Here is an 18,092-nt window from a genome sequence, read left to right on the forward strand (position 1 = left end):
GCCCGAGCCGCCCCGACCGCTTGAACCCGCCCGAGCCGCCCGAGCCGCCCGCCGTGCCTCATCGCACAGAGCCGATTTCGGGGGGCGGACTTCTGCCGGACCCTGCTCCAACTCACGGTGGGGGCCATCCCCCTCCCCCCTCCCCTCCCCCCCTCCCCCTCCCTCCCCGCCCCCTTGCGTACGCGCCCCCTCCCCCGCGCCCCTCACCCTCCACCCCTCACCCCCGCCCCCTCACCCCCGTGCCACCGTCAGCCCATCTCCTCTCCCCGTGATCGCCAACGCCCCGTCGCGGTCCGTCCGGAGGACCACCGCGCCCGCGGCCCGCAGCGCCGCGACCGTCCCGGGGGCCGGGTGGCCGTACGAGTTGCCCGCGCCGACCGACACCAGCGCCAGCCTCGGCGCCGCCCGTCTGATCAGCTCCGGGTCCTGGTACGCCGAGCCGTGGTGGGCGACCTTGAGGACATCCACCCCGTGCAGCAGCGCTCCCTCGGGCGATCTCAACAGGGCCTGCTGGGAGGGGGGTTCGAGGTCGCCGAGGAGCAGCAGCCGCAGCCCCGCCACCCGCACCAGCAGGGCGACACTGGCGTCGTTGGGGCTCTCGGCGACCGGCGCCGACCCGCCCGGCGGCCACAGCACCCGCCACGACGACGGTCCCGCCCGCCGTTCCTCGCCCGCGACCGCCCGGACCAGCGGAACACGCCGTGCCGCCGCCTCCCGCCGAACGAACTCCGCCTGATCCGCGGGCTGTTCCAGTGCCGTCGTTTGGATGGCCCCGACCGAACGCCCCCGCAGCACACCCGGCAGCCCGGCCACATGGTCGGCGTGGAAGTGGGTCAGCACGACCAACGGGACCCTGGTGACGCCCAGCGCCCGCAGGCACCGGTCGACCGCCGCCGGATCTGGCCCCGCGTCCACGACCACCCCGCTGCCCGCCCCGGCCGCAAGGACCGTCGCGTCGCCCTGCCCGACGTCGCACATCGCGAACCGCCAGTCCGGCGGCGGCCACCCGGTGATCACCCTGGTCAACGGCGCCGGCCGCACCACCGCGAGGACCAGCAGCACCGCGCACGCCCCGCACCCCCACGGATGCCGGACAAGTCGTCGCCCCACCGCCAGGACGGCCACGGTGGCGACCGCCAGCAGCAGCGCACCCGTCCAGTTCCCCGGCCAGTCGACCCCCGCGCCGGGCAGCGCGGCCCCGGTGCGGGCGATCGCCGCGAGCCATCCCGCCGGCCAACTCGCTCCCCACGCCAACACCTTGGCCAACGGCATCAGCAGCGGAGCGGTCGCCAGCGCGGCGAATCCCAGTACCGTGGCCGGCGCCACCACGAACTCCGCGAGCAGATTGCACGGCACCGCCACCAGACTCACCCGCGCCGACAGCACCGCGATCACCGGAGCGCACAGCGCCTGCGCCGCACCGGCGGCGGCCAACGCCTCCGCCAGCCGCCCCGGCACCCCGCGCCGACGCAGCGCCCCGCTCCAGCGCGGCGCCACGGTCAGCAGCGCGCCGGTGGCCAGCACCGAGAGCAGGAAGCCGTAACTCCGCGCCAGCCAGGGGTCGTAGAGCACCAGCAGCAGTACCGCCGTGGACAGCGCGGGGACGAGCGATCTCCGCCGCCCGGTCGCCAGCGCGAGCAGCGCCACCGCCCCGCAGGCCGCCGCCCGCAGCACGCTCGGGTCCGGTCGGCACACGATGACGAACGCGAGCGTGAGCACTCCCCCGCCCAGCGCGGTCGCCCGCAGCGAGAGGCCGAGCCGGGGCGCGAGCCCCTTGCGCTCCGCGAGACCGGCCAGCCCAGGCGGCCCGATGAGCAGCGCGAGAATGATCGTGAGGTTGCTGCCTGACACCGCCAGCGTGTGGGCGAGGTCGGTCTCCTTGAACGCCTCCTCCAGATCCGGCAGGACCCGCGCGGTGTCCCCGACGACCAGCCCAGGCAGCAGCGCCCGCGCGTCCCCCGGCAGCCCGTCGGTGGCCTCCCGCAGCCCGGCCCGCAGCCGCCCGGCGAACCGCTGCACCGCCGACGCCCCCGCCACCACCTCGGGCACGGCCCGCCCCCGCACCCGGATCACCCCGGCGATCCGGTCCCCCCCGGCCATCGGAGGCACCAGCCGCCCGACGACCCGGACCCGGGTGGAGGGAAGCAGAGCGAGCCAAGGGGAACCGGAGGAAACCCGGCCGCCTCCGCCTGTCGTCGCCGACCGATCCGAGGGAGCCCCCGGCGGACCACCCTCACCCGAGGGAGGCCGCAGCAGACCGTCCCCGCCCGAGCCGGCTGGTGTCCGACCGCCTTCGTCCGAGGAAGCTCCCGGCAGACCACCCCCACCCGACGAATCCCCCGCTCCGACACCCGCGCCCGCTCCCGCCGCGCGCCCCACGCGCCCCGCGTCCACGATCACCAGCACCGGCGCCCGCGTCGCCACGGCCGTCCCGTCCTCCTTGGTCAGCCGCCGTACCTCGCCCTCGACCAGCACGGAGGCGGGCGCCATGTGGTCCCCGCTGATCCGGGGCCTGCTGACCCGGGGATCGGACGTCACCTCGACCTCTGCGGTCACCGTGGAGAACTCCCGCGCCGCCTCCGGCACCGGCCCACCACGCACATCCGCCCCGTGCAGACCAGCGGCCACGGCGGCAGCGGCCACACAGAGCAACAAGGCGACCAGCGACATCCGCCGCCACCCCTCGCGGGAACGACGAATCCGACCACCCCCGCAACCCTCACCACCACCGGCCCCACCACCGCCACCTCCCCCACGCCCCGCACCCTTCCGCCCGAGCAGCGTCACAGCCGTCGCCGCGACAACCCCCGTCCCCGCCACTCCGACGACCCACCCCACCGACGCGTCCAGCAGCAACGCCGTCGTCGCCCAGGCCGCCAGCGCGGGTGGGACAAGCCGGAGGTCCGTCGCCTCCTCCTGCCTGGGGTGTGCCGCGCCCAGCCGGTGCCCGGAGGCCCTGTGTACGGACACCCGCTCCCGCGCGGGCCCCGCCCCGCCGCTCATGGCCGGACAAGATTCTTGAGGTCGGCGAAACGGCGGTCACCGATGCCGTTGACCTGGCGCAGCTCGTCCACCGACCGGAATCCGCCGTGCCGGGTGCGGTAGTCGACGATGTGCTGGGCCAGCACCGGGCCCACCCCTGGCAGGGTGTCGAGCTGGTCGGCGGTGGCGGTGTTCAGCGAGACGGGCGCCCCAGGCACGGCACCGACCGCCCCCGGAACCGCGCCCCCAGCCGATCCCGCACTCCCGCCCCCGGAGACAGCGCCGGCACCACCCGCACCCCCGACGACCACTTGCTCGCCGTCCACCAGGAAGCGCGCCCGGTTGAGCCCCTCGGTGCTCGTGCCCGGCCGTACCCCGCCGGCCGCGCGCAACGCGTCGGCGACCCTCGAACCGGCGGGCAGCCGCCGAACACCGGGGTCCCTGACCTTCCCGCTGACGTCCACGACGATCTCGCCCCCGGGAGTGGGCACCGCGGCCGAGGGTTCACCCGCGACGGCGGCCGCCTCCCCCGCCCCGCCCTTCGCGTCCCGGTATCCGGCCGCGGCCCGTACCACCTCCGGTGCCCGCACCGGCTGGGTCCGTCCCGACCAGAAGTGCTGGACGGCGAAGAGAACGGCCACCAGGAGCAGCGCCCCGAGGGCGATCACACTCCGCCGCTCCAGCCCGCACCGCGACTGCACCCACAGCGGCATCCGCTCCCGAAACGCCGTCCGGAGCCGTCCGCCGGCGCCCATCTCCCGCCCAACCGACGGCGGTTCACGCACCGGCTCGGGCAACGCCCCGCCCGCCAGGCGATCTTTCGCGGTCACCGCCGCGACGGCAGGGACGGCATGGGCGGCAGGGACGACCGAGACTGGTGGGACCGACGGGACTTGCGCCACCTTCGGGACCTGCGCAACCTTCGCGACTGGCGCAACCGCCGGGACGACCGCTACGGCCCCGACCGGAACCCCCACCGAGACAGTCCGAACCGTCGGGGAGCGGCCACCGGCCCGTAATTCCCCTGGCTTCTCGGGACGTTGGGCGAACAGCACCTCCGCCCGCCGCCGAAGGTCGTCCTCAGCCGCGCGCCGCGCCGCACCCCTGTGCCGGACCTTCTCCCGGACCGAATCCCCGCCCCGGACCTCATCCCCTCCCCGGACCCGCGCCCCGTCCCCGGACCGCGCCCGGTCCCGCAGCCGTACCCGGCCGTGCGGCCGTCGGTGCCGGAACCGTCCGTCGGAGGCGGGCCGACGCCCCGGCCCGCTGGTGGCCACCGCTGTGCGTGTGCTCGATCGAAGTGCCATGCGCCGAGGATCGCTCACCTCGCCGTCTCGCGATGATCTTGCTCAATTCCGGTGGAGGACGGCCCGGTTGTGGATATCTCCGCCACTCACACGAGTGAAGCCACCCACCACCCAAGGCCCCAAGCCCCAAGCGTCGAACCCCGAAGCCCCCAAGGCCCCAGCCCCCAAGCCCCGAACTCCGAAGCCCCGAAGCCCGAAGCCCGAAGCCCGAAGCCCGAAGCCCGAAGCCCGAAGCCCCAACCAGCTTTACCCCGCCCCCCTCAGGCCCCCCAAGGCCCCCCAGGCCCCCGCCCCGCCCCCTACCGCTCCGAAACCACAGCCCCCAGCAACCCCGGCCCGGTGTGCGCCCCGATCACCGCGCCCACCTCGCTCACGTGCAGGTCGACCAGCCCGGGTACCCGTTCCCGCAGGCGGTCCGCGAGGGCCGTTGCGCGGTCGGGAGCCGCCAGGTGGTGGACGGCGATGTCGACCGGGGCGTCGCCGGCCCGGTCCGCGACGAGTTCCTCCAGGCGTGCGATGGCCTTCGACGCCGTGCGGACCTTCTCCAGGGGCTCGATACGGCCCCCTTCCAGCTGAAGCAGCGGTTTCACGGCGAGCGCCGAGCCGAACAGGGCCTGCGCGGCGCCGATCCGGCCGCCCCTGCGCAGATAGTCCAGCGTGTCGACGTAGAAGTACGCGGCTGTCCCCGCCGCCCTTTTCTCGGCCGCCGCGACCGCCTCGTCCACCGAGCCGCCCGCCTCCGCCGTCTCCGCCGCGGTGAGCGCGCAGAAGCCGAGGGCCATGGCGATCATCCCGGTGTCGACGACGCGTACCGGGACCGGTGCCTCGCGGGCCGCGAGGACGGCGGCGTCGTAGGTGCCGGAGAGTTCCGCGGAGAGGTGGAGGGAGACGATCCCGGTGGCGCCCGCCTCGGCGGCCTTGCGGTAGGTCTCGGCGAACAGCCGGGGGCTGGGGCGCGAGGTGGTGACCGGGCGGCGCTTCTGGAGCGCCTGGGCCAGTGAGCGCGTGGAGATCTCGGTGCCCTCGTCCAGCGCCTGGTCGCCGAGGACGACCGTCAGCGGCACCGCGGTGATGCCGTGGTGCTCCATCGTCCGCGGCGGCAGGTAGGCCGTTGAATCGGTGACGATCGCGACATGGGCGGACATGAGCTGGAGGTTACCTGCCGTAGCGACGAGGCGGCAGCCCGGCCCCTGACGGCAGCCCGGCCCGTGAAGGCAGCCCGGCCGGCGACGGCCGAGCGGAGCTTGACCGCTGAGCAGAGCACGACCGCCGAGCGGAGCTTGACCGGATCAAGTCGTGCTCTCGGGGCGGGGCTTCTTCTGCCAGGGGTAGGCGGGGCGGCGGCTCGGCGGGGTGATCGACGGACGTGTCCGCTCCTCGGCGGCCGGGCGTGAGGTGCCCGGCCGGGTGTGCTGCGGCTGCGGGTCTGCGGCCTCGGACCGGGGCGACTGGGGCGACCGGGGTGCGGCGGTGGACGGTCCCGGCTGCTGGGCGGCGGCCGGGTCCTGGGCGGTCGTCCAGTGGCGCAGGGCGCCCGCCTCCAGGTCGATCTGCTCGCTCAGGGTGTCCAGGTCGTCGGCGGCGAAGCGGACGGCCCGGTCGCGGGCGGCCCAGCGCAGCGAGTCGGCAGACGCGACCACCCGCTGGGTGCGCTCGCGCAGTCCTGGCAGCCGCTCGCGGAGCCTGGCGCGGTCCGGCTCGGACTCCAGGGCGCGCAGTTCGCCGTCGAGCTCGTGGCCGTGTGCGCTGAGGCGCTGGAAGAGGCCGAGGGACTCGCGGAGGGACTCGTCCTCCGCGACGCCGGTGTTCAGCGCGTCCTGGGTGGCGCGCATCGATGTGCGCAGCCTGAGCCGCAGTTGGGCCAGTTCGCCCGCCGGTCCCAGCTGGGCGTAGGACTTGGCGCGCAGGGTGTGGTCCTCGACGGTGCGGCGGGCCTGCGTGATGGTGCGGTCCACGCCTCGCTTGGCGGCGCCGACCGCGCGCACCGCGGCGAGAGCGCCGAGCACGACGAAGGCCACGAACAGCAGTCCGAGCACCGCGATCACTGCTTCCACTGCGGGCCTCCTCCGAACGGTCGCGGCACGCGCCGCGCCGCTTCTTCAACGGTAAACGCAACAGGCAGGCCCGGAGTTCCAGCAGAACCCCGAACCTGCCCGTAGGGGAGTACCCCGATACCCTCCGACACCACCGCGCACCGGCAGTGACCTCGGGCCGGACGCGTTATCCCGTGACGATGTTGACCAGCTTCGGCGCCCGCACGATCACCTTGCGGATGCTCGCGCCGTCCAGTGCCGCGACGACCTTCTCGTCGGAGAGCGCCGCCTTCTCCAGTTCGTCGTCGGAGATCGACGGGGAGACTTCGAGGCGGGCCTTGACCTTGCCCTTGATCTGGACGACGCAGGTCACCGTCTCGTCGACGACGTAGCGCGGGTCGGCCACGGGGAAGTCCTGGTGGACGACCGAGTCGTCGTGGCCCAGTCGGCGCCAGAGTTCCTCGGCGATGTGCGGGGCCAGCGCGGCGACCAGCAGCACCAGGGGTTCGGCGACCGTGCGCGACAGCGGCCCGCCCGTCTTGGTGAGGTGGTTGTTCAGCTCGGTGACCTTGGCGATGGCGGTGTTGAAGCGCAGGCCCTCCAGGTCCTGGCGGACTCCGTCGATCGCCTTGTGCAGGGCGCGCAGCGTCTCCTCGTCGGGCTCGGTGTCGACGACGGTGAGGGCGCCGCTCTCCTCGTCGACGACGTTGCGCCACAGCCGCTGGAGCAGCCGGAACTGGCCGACCACCGCGCGGGTGTCCCAGGGCCTGGAGACGTCCAGGGGGCCCATCGCCATCTCGTAGAGGCGCAGGGTGTCGGCGCCGTACTCGGCGCAGATCTCGTCGGGGGTGACGGCGTTCTTGAGGGACTTGCCCATCTTGCCGAGCAGTCGGCTGACCTTCTGGCCCTGGTGGTAGTAGGCGCCGTCGCGTTCCTCCACCTCGGCGGCGGGCACCGCGATGCCGCGGCTGTCGCGGTAGACGTAGGCCTGGATCATGCCCTGGTTGAACAGCTTGTGGAACGGCTCGACCGACGAGATGTGTCCGAGGTCGTGGAGGACCTTGGACCAGAAGCGCGCGTACAGCAGGTGCAGCACGGCGTGTTCGGCGCCGCCGACGTAGAGGTCGACGCCGCCGTGCGGCTGGCCCTCGCGGGGGCCCATCCAGTAGCGCTCGATCTCGGGGTCGACGAGCTTGCGGTCGTTGTGCGGGTCGAGGTAGCGCAGCTCGTACCAGCAGGAGCCGGCCCAGTTGGGCATGGTGTTGGTCTCGCGGCGGTACTTCCGCGGGCCGTTGCCGTCGCCGAGGTCCAGGGTGACGTTCACCCAGTCCTCGTTGCGGGAGAGCGGGGTCTCGGGCTGGGTGTCGGCGTCGTCGGCGTCGAAGGTGCGGGGCGAGTAGTCCTCGACCTCGGGCAGTTCGAGCGGCAGCATCGACTCGGGCAGCGCGTGGGCGATGCCGTCCTCGTCGTAGACGATCGGGAAGGGCTCGCCCCAGTAGCGCTGGCGGCTGAACAGCCAGTCCCTGAGCCGGAAGTTGACGGTGCCCTCGCCGATGCCGCGGCCGGCGAGCCAGTCGGTGATGCGGGCCTTGGCCTCGGGGACGGGCAGGCCGTCGAGGGAGATCTCGTCGTTGGCGGAGTTGATGATCTTCGCGTCGTGGGACCCGAAGGCGTTCTCCCAGGTGGCGGTGTCGGTGCCGCGGCCGTCGGTGGGTTCGACGATGCAGACGACCGGCAGTTCGAAGGCGCGCGCGAACTCGAAGTCGCGCTGGTCGCCCGCGGGGACGGCCATGATCGCGCCGGTGCCGTAGCCCATCAGGACGTAGTCGGCGATGAAGACGGGGATCCGCTCGCCGTTGACCGGGTTGGTGGCGAACGCGCCGGTGAAGACGCCGGTCTTGTCCTTGGCCTCGGCCTGCCGCTCGACGTCGGACTTGGAGGCGGCCTGCGCGCGGTAGGCGGCGACGGCCTCGGCGGGGGTGGCGTGGCCGCCGGTCCACACGTCGTGGGTGGCCTCGGGCCAGGCGGCCGGGGTGATCTTCTCGACGAGTTCGTGTTCGGGGGCGAGCACCATGTAGCTCGCGCCGAACAGGGTGTCGGGCCGGGTGGTGAAGACGGTGATGCGGTCGTCGCCGACGGGGAAGTCGACGCGGGCGCCCTCGGAGCGGCCGATCCAGTTGCGCTGCTGGAGCTTGATGGCCTCGGGCCAGTCCAGTCCGTCCAGGTCGTCGATGAGGCGGTCGGCGTAGGCGGTGATGCGCATGTTCCACTGGCGCAGCTTGGCCTTGAAGACGGGGAAGTTGCCGCGTTCGGAGCGGCCGTCGGCGGTGACCTCCTCGTTGGCGAGCACGGTGCCGAGCCCCGGGCACCAGTTGACGGGGGCGTCGGAGGCGTACGCCAGGCGGAACTCGCCCAGGACGTCGGCGCGCTCGGTGGCGGTCAGTTCGCTCCACGCGCGCGTGTGGCCCGGTACGGGGCGCTCACCGGACTCGAAGAGGGCGACCAGTTCGGTGATCGGGCGGGCGGTGCCCGCTTCCGTGTCGTACCAGGAGTTGAAGATCTGGACGAAGATCCACTGGGTCCACTTGTAGTACTCGGGGTCGATCGTGGCGAAGGAGCGGCGCTTGTCGTGGCCGAGGCCGAGGCGGCGCAGCTGGACCTTCATGTTCTCGATGTTGGCCTCGGTGGACACGCGCGGGTGCGTGCCGGTCTGCACGGCGTACTGCTCGGCGGGCAGGCCGAAGGCGTCGAAGCCGAGGGTGTGCAGGACGTTGTGGCCGTTCATCCGCTGGAAGCGGGCGTAGACGTCGGTGGCGATGTACCCGAGGGGGTGGCCGACGTGCAGGCCCGCGCCCGAGGGGTACGGGAACATGTCCATGATGAACTTCTTGGGGCGGGCGGCGACGGCGGGGTCGTCCGCCAGGTCGCCGGTGGGGTTGGGGGCGGAGTAGGTGCCCTCGGCGTCCCAGAAGTCCTGCCAGCGTGCTTCGATGTCGGCGGCCATGGCCGCCGTGTAGCGGTGCGGCGCCGCCACCTCGGCGGTGGTGGCGGGGTTCGTCTCGCTCATGATCCTCAAAGCTCCATCGATCGTCTCTGCCCGCGGAAATGAAAAAGCCCCTCGCACAGGAGGGGACGCCGCGCCGATGCCGACCTGCCGGTCCACCCGGCCGTCGGGACTGATCAGCGCGGCCCGCTAAGCAGAAGGCGTACGGCACGCATGGCGTTAGGGTACCGCAGCCCTTGAGCAAGGTGCGACGCGCTTGCGTATGCAGGGTGGACACCACCGTCGCACAGCAGGAACCGAACCTCCGGTCAAGGATTACTTCGCGTAACAGTCGCTAAGGGACACGGCGCCAGTCGCATTGTCCTTTGATAACAACGCAATAACTGAAACCTCGTACCCGTCGGTATGGCGCCACTTAGAGTGCGGCAGCGGGACCGCCCTTCCCGAACTGCTCGGAGTTGCCCCCATGAATCCTCGTCGTAGTACCAGCACGCTCCCCAAGCCCGGCCGGTCGGCCTACGGCGTGGCGAGCGCTGTCGTCCTGGTCCTCATACCCGTGGTGGTGCTGGTCGGAGGTGACCGGTTCCGCGACTTCCTCAACTTCGGCGCGGGCGTGCTGTCCCTCGTCTCGCTCAGCTGTTCGGTGATCTGGGGCCTGGTCGCCCAGGACCGGATCTTCCTCAACACCCGCCAACGCATCGTCGGGCAGGCGGTGCACCGCACGACCGCGGTCGCCTCGATCGCGTTCCTGCTGCTCCACATCACCACCAAGATCGCCCTCGACCACACCGTCCTGATCGCCGCGCTCATCCCGTTCTCGCTCGGCGTCTCCGGGAGCGCGGGCCTGATCGGCATGGGCTCCCTGGCCGGGCTGCTGATGGTCTTCGTGGGCGTCACCGGCGCCCTGCGCAGCAACTTCGCCTCCCCCGCGCCGGTCGCCGCCCGCTGGCGGGCCATGCACATGCTCGCCTACCCGGCCTGGGGCCTCGCGCTGGTGCACGGGCTCTACGCGGGTCGCGCGGCCAAGCCGATCTTCACGATCCTCTACAGCCTCTCCCTGCTCGGCGTGATGGCCGCCCTCGCGCTGCGCGCCTCGCCCCGCCCGGTCAAGCGGAAGGTCGCCGACCGGATCATGCGCCTGCTGGGCACCGACGACCGGCCGGGACGGGACGAACTGGAGGCCAGCCGCGCCCGGATGGCCGAGTCGTCCTCGTCGCTGCCCGGCTACGACAAGCCCCGGGAGCGGAAGCCGAAGGCCGCCGAGTCCACCGGGTCCTTCCAGTCGCCGTTCTACGACACCCCGGCCCGCACGATGTCCCCTGACCCCGCCGACGGCTTCGCCGCCGCCTACCGGGCCGCCACTCCCCCGCGCGGGCAGCAGCCGTACGGCGCCGACCAGGCCACCCGCATGGACGCGCAGCCCACCCAGGCGATGCCCCGCGCGGACAACAACGGAACCGCCGCGGGCAGTTGGCCCGTCCCCTCGCCGCCGCCGCTCGGCGAGGCGCCGCCGTCCGCCTACGACCCGCTCCAGGACACCGGATTCACCATCCCGGCCTACGGGAGCGCGGACGCCGGCGGACATCCGCCACGTGATGTGTACGACACGGGTGAGACGAATGCCGCCTACGGCACGTACAACCCTCAGGACACGTACAACAACGGTCCCGCCAACTCACAAGGTCCCGGCACCTCCTACGAGGCGCCGGGTTCGGGCGAACCTTGGAACACGCCTTCCGGAGGCTATAGGTGAACGAGGCCCTGCCCGACGTCCCAGAAGTCCGCGTGGTCGGCCTTCCCCAGCTCACGTCGGGCTTCGACCTTGTCGAACGACTTGACCTGCCCATGCACCTGAAGGTGCACGGGCCGCTCGAACCCCTGGGCGGCGAGCAGCTCGCCCAGCTGTCGGAGAGCATCAACCTGAAGGGCCGCGGCGGCGCGGGCTTCCCCTTCCACAAGAAGCTGCGCTCGGTCGCCGAGGCGGCGATCAAACGCGGGGTGCGCCCGGTCGTCGTCGTCAACGGCAGCGAGGACGAACCGGCCTGCCGCAAGGACACGGTGCTGATCAACCGCGCCCCGCACCTCATCCTGGACGGCGCGCTGCTGTGCGCCGAGGCCCTGGGCGCCCGGCAGCTCGTGATCGGCGTCACCCGGGAGTCCACCCAGCGCTCCATGGAGGCGGCGCTCGCCGAACGCGGCCTCAGCAACAGCCGCCGCTCGGCCCTGAAGGCGTCCGTGCAGCGCAACCCGGTCCGCATGGTCACCGGCGCCGCCGCGTCGCTGATCCGCTCGATCGACGGCGGCCCCGCGGTACCGCCGGGCCGCAAGGTCAGCGCCTCGCAGAACGGCGTCGGCGGCGCCCCCACCCTGCTCTCCAACGCCGAGACGTACGCGCAGCTCGCCATCGCCGCCCGCATCGGCCCCGAGCGGTACGGCAACACCGGCCTGTACGACGAGCCGGGCACCGTGATGCTGACGGTCTCCGGAGCGGTCGCCCGCCCGATGGTGATCGAGGTCCCCACCGGCGTGCCGCTGCGCTACGTGCTCCAGCTGGCCGGCGCCCCGCCGGTCCCGCAGGGCGTGCTGACCGGCGGCTACCACGGCAAGTGGATCGACGCGGCGACGGTCAACGAGGCGATCGTCTCCCGCAATTCGCTGGACGCGGTGGGCGGCGCGCTCGGCGCGGGCGCCATCCTGCCGATCACCCAGGAGACCTGCCCGCTGGGCGAGTCGCTGCGGGTCGCGCAGTGGCTCGCGGAGGAGAGCGCGGGCCAGTGCGGCCCCTGCTACCTGGGGCTGCCCGCCGCCGCGCGCGGCATGGAGGACATCCTCAACGGCGGCGGCCCCGCCGCCCTCGAAGCGCTCAAGCAGGTCGCCAAGAACGTGAAGCGGCGCGGCGCCTGCTCGCACCCCGACGGCTCCGCGATGTTCCTGGAGTCGACGATCAAGGCGTTCACCGACGACCTCGCCGCGCACGTCCTCGGAAACGGCTGCGGACGGCCCGTGGAGGGCGTCCTGCCGCTGTTCGAGGGAGGCAGGGCCCCCGCGCTCGTCGGCGGCGGCGACAGCGGCGACGACGGCGCGAGCCGGCAGAAGATCCACGTCGACTGGACGCTGTGCCGGGGCCACGGGCTCTGCGCCGACATCCTCCCCGAGGTGTTCCAGCTCGGCGCGGACGGCTTCCCCACCGTCGCGCAGGCGAAGGTCCCGCAGTACGCGGAGGCGAAGGCGCTGCGCGCGGTGCGCCGCTGCCCCGCGCTCGCGCTGCGCCTGGAGGAGGACACCCGCTCGCAGGCGCCCGCCAGGAACCTGCCGGTGATCTCCCAGGGCCGCGGCCGACGGGCCCTGGGCCGCTGAGCCGAGGCACGCGCGCGCGTGAGCCGACGTGGAGCACGCACGCGTGGAGGGCCGCCCGCACCGGGCGGCCCTTCCGTGTCCGACGCCCCGCGCCAGAGACCGAAGCAGGGCAGGAGCGGGGACGGGAGCAGGAACGGGGTCCGGGCGAGGCCGCGATCGGGATCGAGAGGGGGACACACAAAAGCGGACCACCCTTTCGGATGGTCCGCCTTCGATTCCTGTGGAGCTAAGGAGAATTGAACTCCTGACCTCCTGCATGCCATGCAGGCGCTCTACCAACTGAGCTATAGCCCCGTGCTGTGGTCCGCCAGGTCTCCCCGGCGGCGACGCCAACATTACACGGTCGACCGGGCCCACCACCAAATCGTTTCCGTTCCGTGCGGGTACGCGGGCTAATGTCGCCCTTCGTGACCGTGATCGCGTTCTCCGGAACCCGGCGGATGCCGACCGCCGTGGGCGTCTGCCTGCTGTCCTTCGCCGCGTTCTGGGTCGCCCAGCGGGCCGCGCACGTGTCGATGATCGATCTGCTGGTGTACCGGGCCGAGGGCGCCACCGTGCGCGCGGGCGGCGACCTCTACGCGCTGCGCACCACCCACGCGCGGCTGCCCACCACCTACCCGCCGTTCGCCGCCCTGCTGTTCACCCCGCTGACCCTGCTCGACACGGCGGCGCTGCGGCTGTTGGGCACGGTGGGCAACCTCGCGCTGCTCGTGCTGTTCGTGCGGCTGTCGCTGCGGCTCGTCGGGCACCCGCGCGCGGAGAGCGTCTGGTGGGTGTCCGCGGCTGCCGTCTGGTGCGAGCCGGTGTGGACGACGCTGCGCTACGGCCAGGTCAACCTGGCGCTCGCGGTGCTCGTCCTGTGGGACCTGACGCGGCGCGGCGCGGACCGCTGGGCGGGCGTCGGCATCGGGCTCGCCGCCGCCGTGAAGCTGACGCCCGCGCTGTTCGCGGTGTTCCTGCTCGCCGCCGGGATCACCGCCCGCGTCAGGGACGGCGGCGGAGCGCGGCATCTGCGGCACGCGCGCGGGGCGGCCGGTGTCTTCGCGGCGGCGACGCTGCTCGCCGCGGTGCTCCTGCCGCGCGACTCATGGCGGTTCTGGACGCGGGCGCTGTTCCAGACCGGCCGGGTCGGGCACGCCGAGGACACCGCGAACCAGGCCCTGCGCGGCGTTCTCGCGCGTCTGCTGCACGTTCCCGACCCGGGAGCCGGGTGGGCCGTCCTGGCGGCTGTGACGGCCGTGTGCGGCCTCGCCGTCGCCGTGCGTGCGGAGTTGGGCGGGCGGCACGCCTGGGCGGTGACGGCGTGCGCGGTGACCGCGCTGCTCGTCAGCCCGGTGTCGTGGTCGCACCACTGGGTCTGGTGCGTGCCCGCCGTGCTGCTGCTGTGGACCGGGGCCGAGCGCCGGACGGCGGCGGCCGTGGCGCTGGTGTTCTGCTCGTACGCCCTGTGGTGGGTGCCGCACGGCCAGGGCCGCCCCGAACTGCGGCAGAACAGCCTGGAGTTGACGCTGTCCGCGCTCTACGCGGTGGCCGGCTGCGTCTACCTGGTGCTCGCCCGCCGGTCGGGGCGGGCCGTCACGCCGTCACGAACGAGTAGAACCGCTTGAGCGTGCAGTGCTCCTCCAGGAGGCGCCCGTAGATCGGTTCGCCCTCCAGTTCGCGGTACGTCTCGATCGGGTCGCCTTTTATGATCAGCGCCCGCGCGCACTCCTCGCACCAGTACTGGTAGCCGGGGTTGACCGGCTCCATGTCCCGCACGATCGGCGTCCCGCTGCCGCACCAGTCGCACTTTCGCCTGTGTGCACCCATCGATCAGCTCCGGCTGTGGCCGCGGGCCGTGCACACGGAGGAGATCCCGCCGTCGTCACCGGGCATCCGGGCGACCTGGCCGAAACCGCGGGAAGGGCAGCTCGCGCGGGGCACCGTGGACCGTGTCAACGCCGCTTCGAGGAAGCCACCGACCTCCCCGAGGATGCTCGCAGGCATCGCTACTCCCTCCCGTCGGGCCGCGCTCCCTTCCGGCCGTTTGATTCTGCCACGGCCGGACCAATACGGTCAGCGACGCCTCAGTACCAGTCCGGACACGGCCCGACCCCGGGCGTCTCCTCGAAGAGGTATACGCCTGGGGACCTCGAAGCGCTCAAGGCCTCGGGGACGGGTACGAAAAATCCCGCCCCCCTCACGGGGAACGGGATCCTTTGTGATCGTGTCCTGTGGAGCTAAGGAGAATTGAACTCCTGACCTCCTGCATGCCATGCAGGCGCTCTACCAACTGAGCTATAGCCCCTCGCGTTCTTCCCGCTCGGCGGGGCGAACAAGAAGAACTTTAGCCTGCGACCTGCCGGAAAGTGAAATCCGGTGCGGGGCAGGTCACCGGGGCTTCAGTCGTCGTCGCCGAGGACCGGTTCGGGCAGGGTGCCGGCGTTGTGCTCTAGGAGCCGCCAGCCGCGCCCGCCCTCGCCGAGGACGGACCAGCAGCAGTTGGAGAGGCCGCCCAGGCTCTCCCAGTGCCGCGACTCCAGGCCGAGGAGCCGGCCGATGGTGGTGCGGATGGTGCCGCCGTGGCTGACGACGACCAGGGTGCCGCCGTCGGGGAGCTTGTCGGCGTGGCCGAGCACCACGGGCGCGGCCCGGTCGGCGACCTCGGTCTCCAGCTCGCCGCCGCCCCTGCGGACCGGTTCGCCGCGCTTCCACGCCGCGTACTCGTCGCCGTGGCGCTCGATGATCTCGTCGTGGCTCAGCCCCTGCCAGGCGCCCGCGTAGGTCTCCCGCAGCCCTTCGTCGTGGGCGACCCGCAGGCCGGTGAGCGCGGCCAGCTCGGCGGCCGTGTTCGCGGCCCGCCGCAGGTCGGAGGCGACGATCGCGTCGGGGGCGAGGGAGGCGAGCAGCTTGGCGGCCCTGCGGGCCTGGGCGACGCCGGTCTCGGTCAGCTCGACGTCCGTGGTGCCCTGGAAGCGGCGCTCCACGTTCCACGAGGTCTGGCCGTGGCGCCACAGGATGAGCCGGCGACCCCGGCCGGAACGGCCGGAGGTCACCTCACCGGTGGCGCTCATCACCACTCACCTCCCGGCCGGTCCGCCTCCTCGTCGTCCCGCAGCTTCGCGTGCTCGGCGGCCTTGCCGCGGGTGGCCTTCGCCTCGGCGGGCAGCTCCAGCTCGGGGCAGTCCTTCCAGAGGCGCTCGAGGGCGTAGAAGACCCGCTCCTCGCTGTGCTGGACGTGGACGACGATGTCGACGTAGTCGAGCAGGACCCAGCGGGCCTCGCGGTCGCCCTCACGGCGTACCGGCTTGACCCCCAGCTCCTTCGAGAGGCGCTCCTCGATCTCGTCGACGATGGACTTGACCTGGCGGTCGTTGGGCGCGGAGGCCAGCAGGAAGGCGTCCGTGATCGACAGGACGTCGCTGACGTCGTAGGCGATGATGTCGTGCGCGAGCTTGTCGGCGGCCGCCTGCGCGGCGGTGTTGATCAGCTCGATGGAGCGGTCGGTGGCGGTCACTACAAGGCTTTCGGTAGGCGGACGATGACCCCCAAGGGTCTCACGGACCACCGGGGCCACCCCACGTGTTATCCGGATCACGTGGGGTGCGGCGCCCGCCAGGGGGTGTCCGGCCCTTCCCGCCGCCCGGCGGGGGCGGCGGCACGGCGTCACCCGCTAGGACGCCGAGGACGGCTGGTAGTCCTGCCCGAGGACGACCGTGACGTCGGCGTTCGACGCCGTCTTCCCCTTGGCCACGGCGCCGGCCGGAAGGCCCAGGGTCTTGGCGACCTCGGTGGCGTCGTCCTTGTCCTCCGCGTCCGTGTAGAGCACCTGGGACGTGGCCTGGGCGGTGCCCGAGGTGCCGCCGTCGAGGAAGGTGAAGCCGCCGTTGAGGAGCACCACGCGGGCCTTCTCGGTGTCGTCCTTGGTCCCGCTGGCGTTCTGCACGGAGACCCGGACGGCGGAGCCCTGCTCGGGGCTCTTGGCGCTGCCGCCGAGGACGTCCTTGACGACGCTCGCGCTGGCCTCGGTGCTGAGGGTGCCGTCGCTCTGGACGGGCAGCATCGCGGTCCTGTAGTCGCCGCCCTTGGCCAGCTCGGAGAGTTTGGCGAGGAACCCGCCGAGGTCCTTGTCGGTCAGCGACGGGTCGAGGATCTGGGCGAGCGTCTGCACGGTGACCGTGGCGGCCTGGGCGTCCGAGGAGATCTTGCGGAGCATGGCCTGCACGACCTGTCCGAACCGTTCCAGCTGGGCGTTCTGGGCCTCGCCCGAGGCGCGGTGGGTGGCGTAGGCGACGGCCATCTTGCCGCTGAGGGTCTGGCTCTTGCCCTGGTGGACGAGGGGGGCGCTGTTCTTCTTCTTGGCGTCCGGGTCGGGCACCGAGGTGTTGGTGTCCACCTCGATGTTGCCGACCAGGTCGACGAGGTTCTGCAGATAGGGCGTGTCCAGCCGCCAGGTGCCCTCGATGTCGGTGCCGAGGACGGTGTCGAGGGCCTCGCGGGTGCCGGAGGAACCGTCGTCGTCGACGGACTTGGCGAGCGTGGTGCTGCCCCCGCCGTCGCCGTCGGTCAGGGCGAGGGAGTTGGGCAGCAGGACGGTGGTGCCCTGGCGCGCGGTGGTGTTGTCGACGAGCAGCGCGGTGGAGGTGGCGCCCGATCCGGTGTCGTGCAGATGGACGACGACCACGTCCCGTTTCTGGGCCGCGGCGGAGGTCGCGGTGCCCTTCGCGGCGTCCGACGAGGAGAGGCCGGGGAGGCTGCCCGCGTACCAGAGGTATCCGACGCCGCCGGCCGCGACCACGGCGAGGGCGACGACCAGCGCGACGACCCGGCTGCGCGCCCTGCGCTTGGCCTCCTCGCGGCGTTCGGTGCGGTTCTCGGTGAAGTTCAGCCAGTCGATGACGTCCTCGGAGTCGCCGTCGGGCTCCTCCACGAACGCGAACTGCTCGGGGGCCTGGCCGGTCCCGTCCGCCGTCTCCTGCCGTGCCTCGGTGGGCTGTTCGGCGTACTCGGGCGGCGCCGACTGCTGCGGGATGTAGGCGGTCTGCTCGGCGACCCGCGGCTGCCGCCCGGTGGCGGAGGCGGACTGCCCGTACGGGTCGTAGGAGGTCGGCTGCTGCCCGTAGGGGTCGTAGCCGGGGGTGACGGGCTGCTGCCCGGTGCCGGGCTGCCCGTAGGGGTCGTAGCCCTGCTGACCGCCCGAGCCGGCGTACGGGTCGTATCCGTACGCCTGTTGGCCCTGCTGCCCCTGCCCCTGCCCCTGCCCCTGATGTTGCTGTTGCTGTTGCTGCTGCTGTGCGTACGGGTCGTACTGCTGCGGGGGCTGCTGGGGCTGCGCCTGCCGGTAGACCGGCTGCCCGTACTCGTCGTACCCCACCAGCTCGTACTGGTCGTTCCCGTAGCCCGCGTCGTATCGGTCGTTCACCGGTGCCC

The 18,092-nt window shown here is 72.7% G+C and carries 13 protein-coding genes and 2 tRNA genes; 3 read left to right on the forward strand and 12 right to left on the reverse strand.

The window, feature by feature from the left end; all coding sequences use genetic code 11:
• Positions 1-231: 231 nt before the first annotated feature.
• The 5 genes from DDJ31_RS12585 to leuS form a co-directional block, all read right to left on the reverse strand.
• Entirely contained in the window at positions 232-3,003 is a 2,772-nt protein-coding gene (locus tag DDJ31_RS12585; protein WP_127180174.1) for a ComEC/Rec2 family competence protein, read from the reverse strand.
• Positions 3,000-3,812 (reverse strand): helix-hairpin-helix domain-containing protein, encoded by an 813-nt coding sequence (locus DDJ31_RS12590; protein WP_431028192.1) that lies wholly within the window; start codon positions 3,810-3,812, stop codon positions 3,000-3,002. Before DDJ31_RS12590 ends, DDJ31_RS12585 begins: the two co-directional genes overlap by 4 nt.
• A gap of 776 nt (positions 3,813-4,588) precedes the next feature.
• A complete protein-coding gene (locus tag DDJ31_RS12595) occupies positions 4,589-5,434 on the reverse strand; it encodes a DegV family protein (RefSeq protein WP_127180173.1) in 846 nt (281 codons plus the stop codon).
• Between the two features lie 144 nt (positions 5,435-5,578).
• Complete coding sequence (locus DDJ31_RS12600) at positions 5,579-6,343, reverse strand: hypothetical protein (RefSeq protein WP_127180172.1); 765 nt, start codon at positions 6,341-6,343, stop codon at positions 5,579-5,581.
• 166 nt (positions 6,344-6,509) lie between these two features.
• The gene (gene leuS, locus DDJ31_RS12605) at positions 6,510-9,389 is read right to left on the reverse strand and encodes a leucine--tRNA ligase (RefSeq protein ID WP_127180171.1); all 2,880 of its coding nucleotides are present in this window, start codon (positions 9,387-9,389) and stop codon (positions 6,510-6,512) included.
• Between the two features lie 403 nt (positions 9,390-9,792).
• Between leuS and DDJ31_RS12610 the strand changes: the two genes are divergently transcribed.
• Together DDJ31_RS12610 and DDJ31_RS12615 are read left to right on the forward strand one after the other, a co-directional pair.
• Complete coding sequence (locus DDJ31_RS12610) at positions 9,793-11,079, forward strand: cytochrome b/b6 domain-containing protein (RefSeq protein WP_171480817.1); 1,287 nt, start codon at positions 9,793-9,795, stop codon at positions 11,077-11,079.
• Positions 11,076-12,683, forward strand: coding sequence for an NADH-quinone oxidoreductase subunit NuoF family protein (locus tag DDJ31_RS12615; protein ID WP_127180170.1), 1,608 nt, complete (start codon positions 11,076-11,078; stop codon positions 12,681-12,683). The genes DDJ31_RS12610 and DDJ31_RS12615 overlap by 4 nt, the downstream gene beginning before the upstream one ends.
• A 221-nt stretch (positions 12,684-12,904) precedes the next feature.
• On the opposite strand, the gene DDJ31_RS12620 is transcribed toward DDJ31_RS12615, so the two are convergent.
• A tRNA-Ala gene (locus DDJ31_RS12620) sits at positions 12,905-12,977 on the reverse strand.
• Between the two features lie 101 nt (positions 12,978-13,078).
• Between DDJ31_RS12620 and DDJ31_RS12625 the strand changes: the two genes are divergently transcribed.
• Positions 13,079-14,290, forward strand: coding sequence for a glycosyltransferase 87 family protein (locus DDJ31_RS12625; RefSeq protein ID WP_127180169.1), 1,212 nt, complete (start codon positions 13,079-13,081; stop codon positions 14,288-14,290).
• Here the strand turns inward: DDJ31_RS12625 and DDJ31_RS12630 are convergent.
• From DDJ31_RS12630 to DDJ31_RS12655, 6 genes are all read right to left on the reverse strand, one after another.
• On the reverse strand, positions 14,259-14,492 hold the full coding sequence (locus tag DDJ31_RS12630; RefSeq protein ID WP_127180168.1) for a hypothetical protein: 234 nt from the start codon (positions 14,490-14,492) through the stop codon (positions 14,259-14,261). The genes DDJ31_RS12625 and DDJ31_RS12630 overlap by 32 nt on opposite strands.
• A gap of 3 nt (positions 14,493-14,495) precedes the next feature.
• Positions 14,496-14,669 carry a hypothetical protein gene (locus tag DDJ31_RS12635; protein ID WP_164784981.1) on the reverse strand — a complete coding sequence of 58 codons (174 nt, stop codon included), beginning with the start codon at positions 14,667-14,669 and terminating at the stop codon, positions 14,496-14,498.
• 228 nt (positions 14,670-14,897) lie between these two features.
• Positions 14,898-14,970 (reverse strand) — tRNA-Ala (locus DDJ31_RS12640).
• A gap of 94 nt (positions 14,971-15,064) precedes the next feature.
• Positions 15,065-15,736 carry a histidine phosphatase family protein gene (locus DDJ31_RS12645; RefSeq protein ID WP_127180167.1) on the reverse strand — a complete coding sequence of 224 codons (672 nt, stop codon included), beginning with the start codon at positions 15,734-15,736 and terminating at the stop codon, positions 15,065-15,067.
• Positions 15,736-16,179, reverse strand: a complete 444-nt coding sequence (gene rsfS / locus DDJ31_RS12650) for a ribosome silencing factor (RefSeq protein WP_127180166.1) — start codon at positions 16,177-16,179, stop codon at positions 15,736-15,738. The genes DDJ31_RS12645 and rsfS overlap by 1 nt, the downstream gene beginning before the upstream one ends.
• Positions 16,180-16,335: 156 nt before the next feature.
• Entirely contained in the window at positions 16,336-18,084 is a 1,749-nt protein-coding gene (locus DDJ31_RS12655) for an LCP family protein (RefSeq protein ID WP_127180165.1), read from the reverse strand.
• Between the last annotated feature and the right edge of the window lie 8 nt (positions 18,085-18,092).

This window comes from Streptomyces griseoviridis, assembly GCF_005222485.1.
Taxonomy (GTDB): Bacteria; Actinomycetota; Actinomycetes; order Streptomycetales; family Streptomycetaceae; genus Streptomyces; species Streptomyces hintoniae.